18 protein-coding genes are annotated in these 14,459 nt (G+C 68.7%); 16 read left to right on the plus strand and 2 right to left on the minus strand.

All coding sequences use genetic code 11. The features are described 5' to 3' along the window. Positions 1 to 152 precede the first annotated feature (152 nt). From ACIO3O_RS08310 to ACIO3O_RS08320, 3 genes are read left to right on the plus strand one after another with little or no spacing between them, the layout of a single operon-like run. Positions 153 to 542: a hypothetical protein gene (locus ACIO3O_RS08310; protein ID WP_401743501.1), complete on the plus strand. Its 390-nt coding sequence runs from the start codon at positions 153 to 155 to the stop codon at positions 540 to 542. After that, a complete protein-coding gene (locus ACIO3O_RS08315; protein WP_401743503.1) occupies positions 532 to 1,032 on the plus strand; it encodes a hypothetical protein in 501 nt (166 codons plus the stop codon). Before ACIO3O_RS08310 ends, ACIO3O_RS08315 begins: the two co-directional genes overlap by 11 nt. Positions 1,033 to 1,068: 36 nt before the next feature. Continuing rightward, positions 1,069 to 1,863 carry a hypothetical protein gene (locus ACIO3O_RS08320; protein WP_401743505.1) on the plus strand — a complete coding sequence of 265 codons (795 nt, stop codon included), beginning with the start codon at positions 1,069 to 1,071 and terminating at the stop codon, positions 1,861 to 1,863. A gap of 42 nt (positions 1,864 to 1,905) precedes the next feature. Here the strand turns inward: ACIO3O_RS08320 and ACIO3O_RS08325 are convergent, their stop codons facing one another. Continuing rightward, entirely contained in the window at positions 1,906 to 2,202 is a 297-nt protein-coding gene (locus ACIO3O_RS08325) for a hypothetical protein (protein ID WP_401743508.1), read from the minus strand. 143 nt (positions 2,203 to 2,345) lie between these two features. Between ACIO3O_RS08325 and ACIO3O_RS08330 the strand changes: the two genes are divergently transcribed. The 7 genes from ACIO3O_RS08330 (at position 2,346) to ACIO3O_RS08360 (ending at position 7,727) form a co-directional block, all read left to right on the plus strand. Next, positions 2,346 to 2,930 (plus strand): hypothetical protein, encoded by a 585-nt coding sequence (locus ACIO3O_RS08330; protein ID WP_401743509.1) that lies wholly within the window; start codon positions 2,346 to 2,348, stop codon positions 2,928 to 2,930. Between the two features lie 87 nt (positions 2,931 to 3,017). Next, positions 3,018 to 4,016, plus strand: a complete 999-nt coding sequence (locus ACIO3O_RS08335; protein WP_401743511.1) for a hypothetical protein — start codon at positions 3,018 to 3,020, stop codon at positions 4,014 to 4,016. Positions 4,017 to 4,025: 9 nt separating this feature from the next. Next, positions 4,026 to 4,214, plus strand: coding sequence for a hypothetical protein (locus tag ACIO3O_RS08340; protein ID WP_401743514.1), 189 nt, complete (start codon positions 4,026 to 4,028; stop codon positions 4,212 to 4,214). Between the two features lie 21 nt (positions 4,215 to 4,235). Next, entirely contained in the window at positions 4,236 to 4,826 is a 591-nt protein-coding gene (locus ACIO3O_RS08345) for a hypothetical protein (protein ID WP_401743516.1), read from the plus strand. Between the two features lie 52 nt (positions 4,827 to 4,878). Then, a complete protein-coding gene (locus ACIO3O_RS08350; RefSeq protein WP_401744440.1) occupies positions 4,879 to 5,676 on the plus strand; it encodes a glycosyltransferase family 2 protein in 798 nt (265 codons plus the stop codon). 63 nt (positions 5,677 to 5,739) lie between these two features. After that, positions 5,740 to 6,825, plus strand: coding sequence for an IS110 family transposase (locus ACIO3O_RS08355; RefSeq protein ID WP_401743518.1), 1,086 nt, complete (start codon positions 5,740 to 5,742; stop codon positions 6,823 to 6,825). Between the two features lie 749 nt (positions 6,826 to 7,574). Next, positions 7,575 to 7,727: a hypothetical protein gene (locus ACIO3O_RS08360; protein WP_401743521.1), complete on the plus strand. Its 153-nt coding sequence runs from the start codon at positions 7,575 to 7,577 to the stop codon at positions 7,725 to 7,727. Between the two features lie 210 nt (positions 7,728 to 7,937). Here ACIO3O_RS08360 and ACIO3O_RS08365 read toward each other — a convergent pair whose 3' ends face one another. Next, positions 7,938 to 8,423, minus strand: a complete 486-nt coding sequence (locus tag ACIO3O_RS08365; RefSeq protein ID WP_401743524.1) for a ribosome recycling factor — start codon at positions 8,421 to 8,423, stop codon at positions 7,938 to 7,940. A 122-nt stretch (positions 8,424 to 8,545) separates the two neighbouring features. On the opposite strand from ACIO3O_RS08365, the gene ACIO3O_RS08370 reads away from it, so the two are divergent. From ACIO3O_RS08370 to ACIO3O_RS08395, 6 genes are all read left to right on the plus strand, one after another. After that, a complete protein-coding gene (locus ACIO3O_RS08370; RefSeq protein ID WP_401743525.1) occupies positions 8,546 to 8,722 on the plus strand; it encodes a hypothetical protein in 177 nt (58 codons plus the stop codon). An 859-nt stretch (positions 8,723 to 9,581) separates the two neighbouring features. Continuing rightward, positions 9,582 to 10,694: a hypothetical protein gene (locus ACIO3O_RS08375; RefSeq protein ID WP_401743528.1), complete on the plus strand. Its 1,113-nt coding sequence runs from the start codon at positions 9,582 to 9,584 to the stop codon at positions 10,692 to 10,694. 32 nt (positions 10,695 to 10,726) lie between these two features. Then, entirely contained in the window at positions 10,727 to 11,167 is a 441-nt protein-coding gene (locus ACIO3O_RS08380) for a hypothetical protein (RefSeq protein WP_401743529.1), read from the plus strand. Positions 11,168 to 11,511: 344 nt separating this feature from the next. Further along, positions 11,512 to 12,696, plus strand: a complete 1,185-nt coding sequence (locus ACIO3O_RS08385) for a hypothetical protein (protein ID WP_401744442.1) — start codon at positions 11,512 to 11,514, stop codon at positions 12,694 to 12,696. A gap of 102 nt (positions 12,697 to 12,798) precedes the next feature. Then, a complete protein-coding gene (locus ACIO3O_RS08390; RefSeq protein ID WP_401743532.1) occupies positions 12,799 to 14,043 on the plus strand; it encodes an MFS transporter in 1,245 nt (414 codons plus the stop codon). Between the two features lie 83 nt (positions 14,044 to 14,126). Beyond that, complete coding sequence (locus ACIO3O_RS08395; protein WP_401744443.1) at positions 14,127 to 14,348, plus strand: hypothetical protein; 222 nt, start codon at positions 14,127 to 14,129, stop codon at positions 14,346 to 14,348. Positions 14,349 to 14,459: the final 111 nt, after the last annotated feature.

Below are 14,459 nucleotides of genomic sequence, written 5' to 3' on the forward strand. Positions count from 1 at the left end.
CTGAATACCGCAGCGCGGGCGGCTGCTCACTCTCCCGTCAGGCACCGACCTAGGAAGCCCTCATACCCCACCCCACCCGACCGCCTGCCGCGTCGGCACCGTCGAACATAACTCCGCACTCCGTGTACAGGAGCGCCCCGGCAGCCTGGTTCATGGCGCTCGCATTTGCCTACCTGCTCGCCTTCAACCTGCTGCAGCAGCTCCCGGCCACGACACACGCACCCACTCCGCTCCCCTATTTGTTCTTGGTCGTCCTCGACGGATTCATCGCCTTCGCCCTCTACACCGCCGTACGGCTGCACGCCGACGAGAACACCGCATCCACCGCATGGGTCTTGGCATTCATCGCCGTCGTCACACGCGGAGTGACGGTGCTCGTGCTCGGCCACCTGGGCACACGCCAAAGTCCAGGCGCCGTGTGGCAGCCTGACGACGTAGCCGTCACGTGGATGTCAGCCCTCGCGCCCCTCGTCCTTGCCTTCGCCGGATGCCTCTACGCCATGGCCGCCAGCGACAGGAACACTCCGTCGCATGGCTCGTGAAGACAGCCGGCCATCGCCGTCCCCCGCCTCAGCCAACCGGACCAACAACCTCGCACCCACCGCCGTCGGCTCGCGAAAGCTGCTCAAGGACCTGGGCATCACCCCCCGCCAGCTCTGGGGCCTGCACCCGGACGACAGCACCGAGGACGTCCTCGCCAACTTCGTCGTACGGTCCGCCCGGGCCCTGGACCACCTGCACGAACGACTCGTCGATGAAGCGCGGCATTCCGCCGACAACCTCACACGCCTCGCCAACGGAACATCGGTCATCAACTCCCTCGGTGTGCTGCAGAACTCGGCGACACAGATCGACATCCTGGCAGCCCGACATGCCGACGCCGTCGAACATCTCGACGAAGCAATCCACATGTACCGGCAGGTCGCCCGGCCCGCAGAGGCCGCCTCACCCCGCCCGCCCCAGCTCGGCACGGAACCCTCCCAGGCACCTGCCGCCTCTACGCGCACCACGCGCCCTGAGCGCGGCCGATAGCGCCCCTCCTGCCTCGCGTACAAGCCCCCGGAGTCCATGCCCCCGCCTCGCACCCGCCTCGCCACATTCGCCGCTGCACTGGCCGCACGCCTGCCCGGCACCTGGACCAGCGAATACCACCACCATGCCGCCTACAGCGACCAGTTCCCCCTCGCCAGCGAGATCTGGGATGCCGGGCACGCCCAATGGGCCCTCAGTACCTTCGTCGTCCGCCACGACGCTCTGCTCCACGGTCCCGACGGACAGAGCCTGTGCGTCATCGACCGCCCCACTCATCTCGACCAGTTCCTCGTGGTGCCCCTCCTGCCCGATGACGACGTCAAGCCTCATCACTTCGACGGGGTGGAAGAGCCCAACGGGATCAAGGTGGCCAACTCGCCGGCCCGCGCCGCCGCCACCGTTGCACGCCGCCTCCTGCCCCGCTACCAAAAGGCGCTGGCCACTGTCCACGACAACGCACTGCTCATGGCTGATCCGGTGCCACGTCCGACGCCACCGAAGGTGTCCCAGGTCCTCACCCTGACTCGGTACGCGGACGGGGCACTCGGTGCCCCGTCCGCGACGGTCCCAGAGGCAGCTCGCCACACGCTCTACGCCCACGACTTCAACCACCACGAGGGTGCCTTCCTCCTGGCCGCGGAATACGGCGACGTGGGCCAGGCCCTGCGCCTGTTGGCGGTAACCGAACACCTTGCCCAGCGCGGGATCGGCGTCAACCTCCGCGTATCGCCTCCGGCGGCTGCCGACTCACGCGCCCGGGGTATCCCGCCCTCGGCCCAACCGCCCCACTCCATAACCCCACACAGGCGCGGCGCCGCCATCACCCGGTAGCTCCGCTGCGAAGTCCTCACGCCAACGGAGATCCCGCTGCCCTCACCCACCCCCGACTACCTGCACGCCAACACCCCCACCGACCCGACAACCCACTACCGCTACGGCCGCGACGTCCTGGATCTCACGGACAAGCTCAAGGAATCCGCTTCCCCCGAGCACGCCGCCGGCCTCGTCGACCAGGTCCTGGAACCCACCGACGGACTCCTCGAAAGGCTCGCCGAATTCTTCGAGTCGGCCGCCGAGAAGGTCAAGGAACTCGGTGACGAGGAGTACGACCTGCACTACGACCTCGACGACGCCGCAGCCGCCCTGCGCGAGGTCGGCGAGAACCTGCACTTCACCGTCGACAGGATTCAGGCCCTGCCGCCCCGAACCACCCCCGCCATGCGCCCCCGGGGCAACACCGCCAGCCTCGTCTCCCCGAGCGGCCGACCCCCCGTCCTCCCCGGAGCCCCCACGCGTCCGTCAACGAGGACCCGGTGACCACGCCGCAGCCACCCGCTGCTTCCCCCGGCCTCGTCGAGCGCATGTACCTGCGCTCGGTGGCCGACCGTCTCTACGGCGCGGCAGACGACCTGCCGCGCCCCGACCTCCGCCAAACCCGCCGGGACATCTCGTACGACCTGGAGGAGCACCTTCACTCCCTGACGAAACTGCTCGCCGAGATTGCCCTCCAGAACGTCCGGCACAGCCGCACGACGAACCCCGACACCCTTGCCCGGCGCCGGATCGGGTCTCTGACCCGCGCGGCGACGCCGTTGGGTCTCGCTCTGGCGGATCTCGGCGAAGTGCTGACCCAAGTCGGCTTCCTCCAGGAGATCGCCGGCCACCCTCGAACGCCCGACCGGGCAGAGGCCGTACGGTCTGCGCGCGAAGTCCTCGACGACCGTCTCGACAGCGCCCGCGGCTACCTCACCGAAGCGTCCGGCCAGCTGCACCGCGATGCCGAGCGGCTCACTGCGTCGGCCCCGGCCCGGCGCATGTCACCGACCCCGTCGGCCACCCCCGCTGCCGCGCACCCCGGACCTCACCTGCTGTCCGCGCCCAGGGGCCCGGCACGCTGACCTCTCCCCCCTACCTCTCACCGGAGCCACCCGATCCAGCCCTTTCCCATTCCCCGCTTCCTGTCCGCGACCACCGCAGCAGTCGGCATGGCTCTCGCCCTGTCCTCCTGCGGAACCAGCGACCACGGCGCTCCCGTCGCCCAGAAGAGCACGCCTACCATCACGGCCGCACCGCCCCTGGCCCCGGCACTCAGCCCGGCCCAGGCCCGTGACGCCATCGCCAACTATTCGAAGGTCAACAACACGGCCAACGCCACCCAGGACCTGAACCTCCTCGGCAGCGTCGAAGGCGGTCCCCGGGAAGCCATGTCGAAGGCCGACCACAAGGGGCAGGCAGCACTGCCGATAGGTGAACGCCGCGCCTACATTCCGTGGTCGTACCGCCTGTCGGAAACCGACCTGTTCATCCCTCGCCTCGGTTCCGGAAAACCCCGCTGGTTCGCCGCGATCACCCGGGGCGGCAACCAGCAGCAGTACGCCCGAGTCCTCGTCATGGCCGAGAACACGACGACGAAGCAGTGGGAAATGGTCTCCACCGTCGACCTCGCCGATCCTCACCAGCTCCCGACGATCGTGCGGGACAAGGACGGCTACGCCACCGCGGTCGACGCCACATCGAAGTCCCTCGCGACTCCGGTCGACCAGCTCCGCGCCGCAGTCGTCGACAACTTCGTCACCGGCGGCCTGTCCGGACAGAAGGTGCTCGCCCCCACCGCCTCCTCGCAGCAGCAGATCAAGATCCACAACGAGGCGGCCCGAAAGTTCGGCACGCGCGGCACCACCAAGTTCTCCGCCGTGCCGCCCGAGTTCACCGGCTCGTACGCACTGAAAACCACCACGGGCACCTTCGTCGTCTTCGCCCACACCCATGCCCAGAACGACGCAGTGACCGCTCCGGGATACCGCATCGTGCCGGAGATGCAGGACCGCGCGTGGCTTGGCACCACCCCGGCCCCGGGCTTTAACTACCGCTTCACCTGCTCTGATGCCGCTGCGGTTCCCACCGGCTCCGGGTCGTCCAGCCTTCTGGGATACGGCTGCCGCCGCACGGACGCGAAGCCCGTCGGCCCGAGCGAATCGGTCTAGAGGCCGACCATGCAGTACCCCGACTTCGAGCTGTACCAGCCCGCGGACCGCCACGCCGAGCAGATCGTCGCCGCCCGCCGTGGCAGCGCCACGAACAACGATCCGCGCCGGCGAGCCCGGCGGGACTCCGAGCATGTCGTCCTTCCCGGAGATCCCCTGCCGCTGGTGCTTCTACTGGCCCCCGACTCCCGCCGATAGCCGGGAAGATTCTGGAGACCCTTGTCAACGCACTCGTTCATCGCTCGCCCCACGGAAACCGGCTACGACGGGATCTACGTTCACTTCGACGGCGTCCCCAGCCACCAACTTCCCCTGCTGCTTTCCGCCTTCAACTACCGGTTCAAAGCCGACCTGGAGGCCATGACCCGTCATCTCGTCGACGACGTCTCCGTGGGCTGGGACGAACTCGGCACCGACCTTCTCGACGACGCTCCGCCCGCCCTCGTGGCCGCGCTGACCGGCGGAGAACAGTGGCCCAGCCGCAGCCTCGACCACCTGAAGACCCTGGATGGTTCGCCGCCGGTACGGATGGTGGTCAACGACGCCACCGCGGTGGCACAGGACATGAAGTGGGGGTACGTCCTGCACCCGCATGGAATCGAAACGATCAGCGTGGACTACGCGGACAGAGGCCCGGTCGTCAGCTGGCGTACGGCACCGCACACCGTCTTCAGCGACCATCCGGCCCTGTGGGCCTCCCCCCAGTTCGCCCCGGTCGTCACCTCCAGACGGACCACCCCACCGAGCACCACCCCCGCAGCAGCCCCTACCGCCACGGCCGCCACTCCACGCACCTCCGCTCACCGCTAACCCCAGCCCTCTTCCCCGGAGATCCGCCCTGTCCTCGCGCACCACCCCACCGATCACAGTCGTCATCGCCACCCGCCTGCGCGCAGACCGGCTGGACTACCTGACCGCCATGCACGCCAGCCTCACCCGCCAGTCCGTTCCGTGGGAAGCCGTGATCGCCCTCGACGGCGCCGACCCGGCCCGCCTGCCCGCCCCGCTCGCCGACGACCCCCGGGTACGCACCCTGGCCCTGCCTCGCGCGGTGGGTGCCGCCTGCGCCAGGAATCTGGCCTTGAACGACGTGCGCACCGCCTTCGTGAACTGGGCGGACGATGACGACGTATTTTCCGACGAGGCCATGTCCATGCGGCTCAGCGTCCTGGAATCGACCGGGGTCGGCTGGTGCGCGGGGTGGAGTGAGGACCTGCACCCGGACGGATCGACCGCCCTGTGGCGCTGCCCGACGCCGCCTGGACGGCACGAGGCCGGCGACGTGTGGACGTACTGGAAGAGGCCCACCGACACCATCCCGATCGGGCCCACGACGATTCTCGCGCGTACCGACCTCGTCCGGGCCGCCCCGATGGGCGGCCTGGTCCAGGGCGAGGACTACATGGCCGCCGTAGGAGTCACCAGCCTGGCACCGGGGGTACTGCTCCCGCTCCCGGTCTACCGCTATCGCAAGCACGAAGGCCAGATGACCCGGCAGAGCTCGTACGACCAATTGGAGACGGCCGCCCGCGAACACGCCTGGCAGTACGGGCGGAGCCTGCGTGCCGTACTTCGCCATGGCGCTCGTGTAGACCGTATGAAGCATCCAAAACCGTGGCCGCCGTCGGTTCTGAACGCTGATGTTCTGGGGAGAGGTTGACTTCCGTTGGCCTCCGGCCGACACGGTGGAGCGGGTACAGCCGCATACACCGGGAGGCACCGGATGTTCTCCGAGCGCACGTCGGTCGGTCTGGATGTTCATGCCCGTTCTACGACGGCCTGGGCACTGGACGGTGAGACGGGCGAGATCTTCAGCAAGCGTCTCGATGCCGAGACGCACAACGTGATGGTGTGGGTGGCCGGGCTGCCCCAGCCGACCGCCGTTGCCTACGAGGCCGGACCGACCGGATTCGTGCTGGCCCGGGCTCTGGACGAGGTCGGCATCCGCTGTGTGGTGGCAGCCCCGTCGAAGATGGAGCGGCCGGCCGGCGACCGGATCAAAACAGATAAGCGGGACGCAAAGCGGCTGGCCAAGCTGCTGCGGATGGACGAACTCCCGGCGGTGCGGGTGCCGACGCCCTCCGAGGAGACCGCCCGCGATCTGGTGCGGGGCCGGGACGATGTCCGCCGCGACCTGGCCCGCGCCCGCAACCGGATCTCCAAGCTGCTGCTGCGGCAGGGCCGGGTCTGGCGCGGCGGGACGGGCTGGACCTGCCTGCACCACGAGTGGCTGTCCAAGCAGCGGTTCGACGGCCCGGACACCCAGTTCACCTTCGATGAAGGGATGGACGAGGTTCTCACCCTGGAGGCGATGCGTGACCGCTTCGACCAGCGCATCGGTGCTGCGGCTGCCCGCCCCGAATGGGCTCCGGTGGTGCACCGACTGGCCTGCCTGCGCGGCGTCAGCACGCTGACCGCATTCGCTCTGGCCGTCGAGGTCGGTGACTGGCACCGGTTCACCGGCGCGACGATCGGCGCCTACCTCGGGCTGGTGCCCAGCGAGCACTCCTCGGGCCCCAACCGTTGCCAGGGGCCGATCACCAAGACCGGCAATACGCACGCACGGCGGCTCCTGGTGGAGGCGTCGTGGCAGCACTACCGGCCCTACCGCGGGCCGGGGGCGAGCTTGCGCCGCCGGATGGAACTGGCGCCCGCGCCGGTGCGACAGCGGGCCGATCTCGGCAACCGGCGGCTCCACCACCGGTGGCAAGCCTTTCTCGACCGGAAGAAGAACACCAACGTCGCGGCCGTGGCCGTCGCCCGCGAACTGGCGGGCTGGTGCTGGAGCCTGGCGATGATGGAGGACTGACCCCACGGGGTCCACAGAACGGCCGGCGGGAGACCGGAACGTGTCAGCGCGAGGGACGATGCCCGCGGAACCTATGAGCAGCCCCTGGCGGGCCACGCTCGGTTGTAGACCGGAGGCCCTGTCCCCGACGAACACCCGGTCATGCGGTAACCAACCCGCGGATATCAGGCTGACCGCGCGTCGTCGCACGACACGCACCCCGGCCTCCCGCCGGTCCCACAGCACCACCCCCGGCCCGCCCAGCGAGCCCAACTCCCCCTGCCCACTTGACAAAACGACCTACATATCAGGTTCCGCAATTCCGTGGACACTTCCACGTGATCATGGACACCGTTTGGACATTTCCGCGTGATCATGGGCATCAGTAACGCTCGGTAGTTGTCAGTTGTCGGCTGTTAACGGGGCTTCCGGTTTGGGCGGCGCGTTCCTTCCGCATCGTTCAACTATGGCCGTACAGCATCCGAGGACGAGCCGTAGCAAGCACAACACTCCTACGGCATCGATTCGGTACACCGACGGGCCGACTCGCGAAGTCCCCTTCAACCTGCTGCGCTTGGAAGACTTCGACGAATCGGCCCCGTGGCGCCGGGTCCGTTCGGTACACGGCATGGCGCACTACTCGGGCGACTACGCCTCGGCGACGACGGGCGGCCAGGTCGTCTACGAGAGCCGCCTGGAGCTGGCCCGCTTGCTGCTCGCTGACGCGCGACGCGGTGGCCGCACGCCTTCTCGCGGAAGTAGTGCGGCCGGTGGCCCATTGGGAATCCGGGGCGCTCACGCTTCGCCAGGACGGGCGGGTGGGCGGCCTCCTCCACCCCGAGGCAGTGGCAGACGCGACCCAGCTCGCCGCGGCTCTCCAGGACTTCCACGAGACCCTGGGCCGGCTGAAGTCGATCAAGTAGCCAGGGAGTGGCCTGGGCGTTGGTGCCAATGTGACCAGTGCTCAGGCCAGCACACAGTTACGTGCTGACCTGAACCTCCAACAGAGGGTTCCAGCGGCACCCTGACAGCGATGTCGCCGAATAGCGCAGGGTTAGACCTGAGCTGGTTCCTTGAGGTCACGATGATCGTCGCGGACCTTAAGGAGCAAGCTGACCGGCGGTTCGCCCGACCTAGGACGACTGCAACCTCTTGAGCTTGTCGGCTTCCGCCGCATCGATCTCCCCAATGCGGGCCTCGATCGCCTTCTGGACTCGCTCTCGCTCGTGACGGGCATCGTCCTCACTCAGCACCTTTGCCTTGCGCTGGGCATCCAGATCATCGGCGGCTTCACGGCCCGCAGCCTGCACGGCCTCGCGGCCCTTCTTCGCTGCATCAGCGATCTTCGCAGCGTAGGTTGCCCGGACTTGCTCGGTCATCTCCGGCAACCGAACAAGGATGTCCTTGCCCTCGCTGGTCACGGTCACCCCCAGATCAGCCTCCTCGATCGCCTTCTCCGCCCCCGCCTGGGAGCTGGATTCCCACACGGTGACCTTGAGCGTCCGGGAGCCCGTGACGCTGATCCGAGCACTCGTCTTCAGGGGAGCGGTGCCCACATGAACCCCGTCCAGAAGACCTGGATGAATTCGACCGGTGGGGATCTTGCTGATCTCCTTCATGAACGCCCCAACGACAGCGTGCATCCGAGCATCGGCGCTTTGAAGGATGAGTCCCATCAGGTCCTGCCTCTCCGGTTCGCTCTTATGTGCCGCCCTTGTCAGTTCCTGGCTGCGGCGGCGCAGTGATCTTGGCCTCCCCCGCACCACGGCGAGGCAAACTGCCGCGGCAAGGAACACGTCAAGAAGAGATAGCGGTCATCGACCTCACCGAGAACGAACGCGGCGTCATCACCCAACTCCCCCGCACCGCCGTCGATGTCGCCTTCGCTCCGTTCACCCGCTCCGACGAGACCGCGTGACAGTCGACCGCGGGCCCGAGCCGGACCCAAGATCTGGGTCCACTAGCTGCGGTCCGGGGTAAGCGCGGCAACGAAGGAGCACTGCCTGCCCAAGATGATCAGTGGGGCTGGTACGGCACGGTCCGTCACCGCAGAAACGATCCGCCCTGACCTAACCGGCCCAGCAGTCTGCCCTGCCACCAATCCATTGCAGGAGCCCACCGGAGAGCGAGCAGACAACGAAGATCAGCGCGCGCGGAGAACACCCGACTTCGGAAGGACTCCAGACCGGGACCTCACGTCTCAGCCGACCTCGGCCCAGACCAATGGCCGAGAACCTGTCAGCCACGCCAACCGAGCGGGCGCAATGTAGACGACGATCGCCGGTTCGCCTAACCGGCGATCGTCGCGACCCTTGAAGCTCACCCCAACTCCCGACCGGTGATGAGCCCTTGGACGCCCCACCCTCCCTGCTACCCCCAACCGGAAGTTCGCTACCGACAGCGGCTCCGGCTCAAACCCGACCAGGCAACATTGCTCATGATCACCCGTATCCGAACTGCTCACGAAAGGCGGATTCCAGCGTTTCCGCAGAAGCCACTGCTCATGAAGTCGCGTTCCCTACAGCTCGACCTGAGCCAGCGACGGCACAGGATGACGCACTCCCGGCGACGAATCGGCCCGGAATATAGCCGGACATCGCCGGTTGGGCCAACCGGTGTTCCTCGCGACCATTGATAGCTCAGCGCCACCGAGCCCCGCACGAAGGATCGATTGCCCATTACCCACCGACCACACCGCCGTTCGCCAGGATCGGGCGCCGGCATTCCGGCAGGACTGACAGCTCACGAAGTCGCGTGCCCACACGAGGTCCTGGTCCGTGGCTGAAGCACACATCGATCTGTCGTACAGCCGGGATGCGGGCGTCGTGGCCATCTCCTCCGGTCCTCAGCACCCCTGGGCCGCCACCGCGCTGCGCGAGGCCGGATTCCGTTCGCGCCAGGACGGTACCTACCACGTGCCTGGGCGCGACCCGGATGTCTCCCGCAGCGCCTTGGCCAATCTCGTAGAGTGCGCGGCGCGTCACCGCACCAGCGTCAGCACCAACAGTCGGCGCTACATCGGCGATGCCGCCCGCGACATCGCCGAGCGGCTGCCCGGCCGGTGGAGAGCAGAGGTCGAGGTCTACTCCCACCCGGTGTGGCAGGAAGACCTGGTGCACTGGCTGTGGGACAACGGCGATCTCGGCCGCATCGCGCAGACAGAGCGGATCGCGTACGCCGCCTCGCTCACAGACATGGCGGAAGGAACGACGCTGCTGCTCGTCGAGCACCCTGGCAAGGAGTTCGGCTACCTGGTCGGCGCACTCGCCTCGCGTCCGTTCAACGGGGGCCACGATGATCCGCATGCCCCGAGCAGCGTCGCCGTGGGTCCCTTTCCCGGCCGTTCGGCGAAGGCCATCGCCGACCACTATCTGCCCGGCTACCACCGTGCCCTTCATGCCCGGCGCACCGACGCCGTCGCTACCGCACTCACCCACATACGCGACGAGTACGGCGCCTGGAATTCCATGGCCGAGTCGGAAAGGAACAGCGACGCCACTTCGCTGCCCGCCCCGCTCTCGGACACCGAGTTCACAGAATTCCAGGATCGCGCTTGGCGCATCTTCCAGGACGTCATCGACCACGTGGATCCGCTGGCCCGCTCGTGCCGCCCCGCGAGCAGCCCCTGGCCCCAGGACACGGTGCCGCTCGGCCGGATCACCTACGCACTTGCACAACTCTCTGGATTTCGGTTGGAGTTGGGGGACGGACAGGACCTCGCACGCGAGGAACGCATCGCAAGAACGTGGCCAGCCATCGAGACCTGGCTCACGCACACCGACGCCTTCCTACGACAGGTCCACCATTCGGCCCCTCAGCTCCGCCTTGCCCTCCCGGTCACAGCGACTCCTCGCGCGCTGCCTGTGGCCCGCCCCGCATCTCGTCGCTGACCTGCATCAACACCATCTGAGGAGACCCCTGCTTGGACCCTGGCACCCACTTCGTCTTCGGCACCCACAAGAACCACGGCATCGTCGCCGCCTTCACACCCACCGTGTCCAGCCACCTGGCCGACTGGCTTCTCGTCCGTGAACAGTTCCAGCCGGTCCCCGGTGAAACCGGGCTCTACCGCCTCACCGAACCCGAACGTGACGGCATCCGCAGAGCGCTGCAGGCCGCCCAGGACCTGCGCGGCCTGGGCTACGCCGTGCACACCGACGCGGACCTCGCCGCTCCCGGGCCGGCCCTCCACGGCCAGCCGAGGGAGAGCCGCGCCCGTAGCGCGCAGGCAGCAGCGAACCGCTCGCCGCAGCGCGGACCGGCCCTGACGACATCCCCGCCCCGCGCCCGTCCGATCCCTCCGAAGCCCACCGCCGCACCCTCCGTCCACATGTCGGCAACAACGGCTGGGCGCGGCCGATGACCTCCGATGCCGAACCGATTCGAATCGTCCGAGGCCCTGGCGGCGAGGTGGAGGTCCTCGGCGGCTTCGATGCCTTCGCCGGGGAAATCCTGCGGCGCGCGGACTTCCTGTTCGAGCCGTCCCTGAGCGGCTGGTGGGTCCGGCTTCCCTTCGGCACGGGACGCCGCTGCGAGAACGAACGCGCCTCGTGGGCAGCCGAGATGCTCACCGCTGCCCGATACCCCGTACAGCTCGACCCCACCCTCCGTGCCGAACTCACGGAACAGAGCGCCCCCGCCGGTCCAGCACGCCCACCAACCATGACCGCGCAGGGCCCGCCCCCAGGCCGCCGACCTCATCGCTGAATCCGACCCCCAGGAGCACCGATCCCCGACACGCCCCCGCTCACGCCGTCCGACCTCGCCACCGGAGCGCGGAACTTCCGGCTGAAGATGGCGGTCCTCACGCTCCGAGCCGAAAGGGCACTGAACGCCACACGCGACCGCTATGGACGCACAGTGCTCCCGGAAGCCGCCGCAACGGCCCGCGCTCTCCGCGCACGGGAGGCCATCGCGGAGTACCGCTCACACCTCGCCCCGCACGCCGAGGAACTGCTCGGGGCCGCACATCTCGCGATCGACGAGCGGACTCCCGCCCGGCACGCCTCCGGGTGGCGCAGCGTGCTCTACGATCTCGCTTCCTCAGCCTCCACGATCCGGCATGCTCTCGACCACCCTGCCGCTCCTGGCTCGGCCACCGAGCGAGAGCAGCACCAAGATCTGTGGCCTCATCTCGCCGCCTGGGCGGACCACGGCTACATCGCCGCCGACCTCGCCGAACAGCACCGTCGCCCGGGGGTTCCGTTGACGGGCGACGAGCTCCTGGACTGGACCGACAGGGCGCAGGCCGCGCAACGGCGTGACGAGTTGGAGCTCATCGAGTCCTGGTACGCAGCCGACGGCAAGCCGATCACGCTCGCCTACCTCCACGAGGACGACGACTCCACGGTGGTAGCTCTGTCAGGCGACCCGGACGCGCCGGGCTGGCACGTGCTCGGTCACTACGCCGACGAGTACGCAGCCGGGCAGGCGCTACCGCCTCCCGTGCCGCCGGGCGTGTTTAAGCCGGATGCCTCCCGCTTCAACCGCCCGGAGCAGGCGCCCGAGACCACGTTGCAGGAGCTGCTCCGTGACATACACGAAGCCCGTTCCGCGGGCGACGTGTCCGAGACCCTGCTCACTGTCGCCCAGCATGGCTACGAGGCTGGCCCCATGGTTCGTCTCCACGAACTCCTGCGCACCGCTGGCAAGTTCGCGGCAGCTCTCGAAACAGTGCAGGGACGGCAGATCGGCGGGCGGCTCACCGCGCTCAGCCGACAACTCGACTTCCTCACCCAGGAAGTGCACGAGGCGGCCGAGGAGCTCGGAGAGACCGTCGCGGTCCTGCCGCCGTACCGCATCCCGCACACGCGGAGCCGAGAGCAACCTGCCGTGAACACCACCCCGGCCGTTCCCCCGCCCCGCACTTCGACGCCCGCCCGCCACCGGTAGCTCACCGCCAAGAACCAGCTCGGCACTGGTCACTGCTCCTGCCGCACCTTGCCCTGCCCACAGCTTCGACTTCGAAAGGTCCTCGTGTCGTCCTCTCAGCCCTTGCCCGTTCCCAGGCGCCGCCCGGTACTGACCCAGCGCCACGTCGCCCGGCTGCTGGTCGGCACACTGATCGGCCGTCTGCCCACGGGCATGGCTCCGGTGGCGATCATGCTGCTCGTCACCGGCCAGGGGGGCACCCTCGCGCAGGGCGGGACGCTGTGTGCGCTGTACGGACTGACGGCCGCCCTCGGACAGCCGTTGCTGGGACGTCTCGTCGACCGTCGCGGACAGACGTCCGCCACCACCATGGCGGTGCTGGTTACCACGGCCTGTCTGTCGGTGCTTCCCCTGATCGACACCGCGACACAGCAGGCGTACGCGGCGGCAGCCGTGACCCTCGCCGGATTCAGCACGCCCCCTCTAGAAGCCAACCTCCGAGCCCTGTGGAGCTCGGTCCTGCCCGACCCCGTCCAGCGGCGGGCAGCACTCGCTCTGGACACCGGGTGCCAAGGACTGGTCTTCATCGTCGGCCCTCCGCTGGTCGCCGTGCTGCACACCGCGTACGGGCCCGCCACCGCAATGGCGGTAACCACCGGACTGGGCCTGTTCGGTGCTCTCCTGGTCCTGACCGCGCGGCCATCCCGGCGGTGGCGACCTGAGCCCGATCGCCGCCCGGCCGGAATACTCGGCCCGCTGCGCCACCGAGGGCTGCCGAGCTTGTTGCTGGCCCTCACCGGCACGGGGTTCGCCCTGGGCGCGTTGAACGTGTGGGCCATCTCCGAGGCCGACGCTCAGGGGATGAGCCTGCTGTCGGGGATGATCCCGGCAGCACTGTCCGTCGGCAGCCTTCTGGGCGGCGCCCTCTACGGGCGCCGGGCCTGGCCGGGCTCCCTGCGGACCCAACTAACCCTAGGAGCATCGCTCTTCACCTTCGCCTGGCTGCCGCTGGTACTCACAGAAGGACCGCTCTCCGCGAGCCTTCTGCCCCTGCTGCCGGGGCTGTTCCTGCCCGTCGTGATCACCTGCTCGTTCTTGGCCATCGAGGTACTCGCACCGGTCGACTCACTCACCGAGGCGTACGCGTGGCTGATCGCCGCAGTCGGCATCGGCCAGGCCGCGGGCACCGCGCTCGCCGGTCAAGCGTCCGCCGAGCCGGTCCTCGGCGCCATGCTCCCGGCGGCCGGAGCCGTCGCCACCCTGCTCGTCCTGCTTGCCGCCCGTCGCGCGCTCGCCGCTGCCCACAGCGCACCCCGTCGGGGGCGCCACCGGCGCACTGCTCCCGGCCGTCATGCCGTTTGCCCCTGACGCCCTTCCCCCCTTCCCCTTCCTGCTTGAGGAGTTTCCCTATGGCCGTTGTTGGTACGCCCGAAGTACCAGCAGAGCCGTTCATGTCGATCCGGCACAGCATCACCGGAGAGATCACCACCACCGGCTACAACGCCGCCGCCCGGCGGATCCTGCTCCAGTCCGGCTTCGACGAGACGCCAGGCTGCGCCTGCCAAGCGACGGAACCCGGTACGGAGCGGACGCGCGGGCCTGCTCGGCAGCCAGAGAGCTGCTCGTCGCCGGCCACCCCGTGCCCCCGGACCGAGCCCTCGGTCGGCCAGTAAGCGCCGACGGTACGCCCCGGTTGGCCCGGCCGCCGCTGCCAGCACAGCCGGTGATCCGCTCCGAGAGCGGCCAGACTCACCGCCTCATCACCAACCCCGCCCGCACCCACA

The sequence above is a fragment of the Streptomyces sp. NPDC087440 genome (assembly GCF_044744005.1).
Taxonomy (GTDB): domain Bacteria; phylum Actinomycetota; class Actinomycetes; order Streptomycetales; family Streptomycetaceae; genus Streptomyces.

Bases quoted from the DNA above. Each gene is read 5' to 3' on its own strand.
- ACIO3O_RS08335 (WP_401743511.1), top strand. From the start codon at position 3,018: ATGGCTCTCGCCCTGTCCTCCTGCGGAACCAGCGACCACGGCGCTCCC.
- ACIO3O_RS08395 (WP_401744443.1), top strand. From the start codon at position 14,127: ATGTCGATCCGGCACAGCATCACCGGAGAGATCACCACCACCGGCTAC.
- ACIO3O_RS08340 (WP_401743514.1), top strand. From the start codon at position 4,026: ATGCAGTACCCCGACTTCGAGCTGTACCAGCCCGCGGACCGCCACGCC.
- ACIO3O_RS08320 (WP_401743505.1), top strand. From the start codon at position 1,069: ATGCCCCCGCCTCGCACCCGCCTCGCCACATTCGCCGCTGCACTGGCC.
- ACIO3O_RS08315 (WP_401743503.1), top strand. From the start codon at position 532: ATGGCTCGTGAAGACAGCCGGCCATCGCCGTCCCCCGCCTCAGCCAAC.
- ACIO3O_RS08355 (WP_401743518.1), top strand. From the start codon at position 5,740: ATGTTCTCCGAGCGCACGTCGGTCGGTCTGGATGTTCATGCCCGTTCT.
- ACIO3O_RS08310 (WP_401743501.1), top strand. From the start codon at position 153: ATGGCGCTCGCATTTGCCTACCTGCTCGCCTTCAACCTGCTGCAGCAG.
- ACIO3O_RS08365 (WP_401743524.1), bottom strand. From the start codon at position 8,423: ATGAAGGAGATCAGCAAGATCCCCACCGGTCGAATTCATCCAGGTCTT.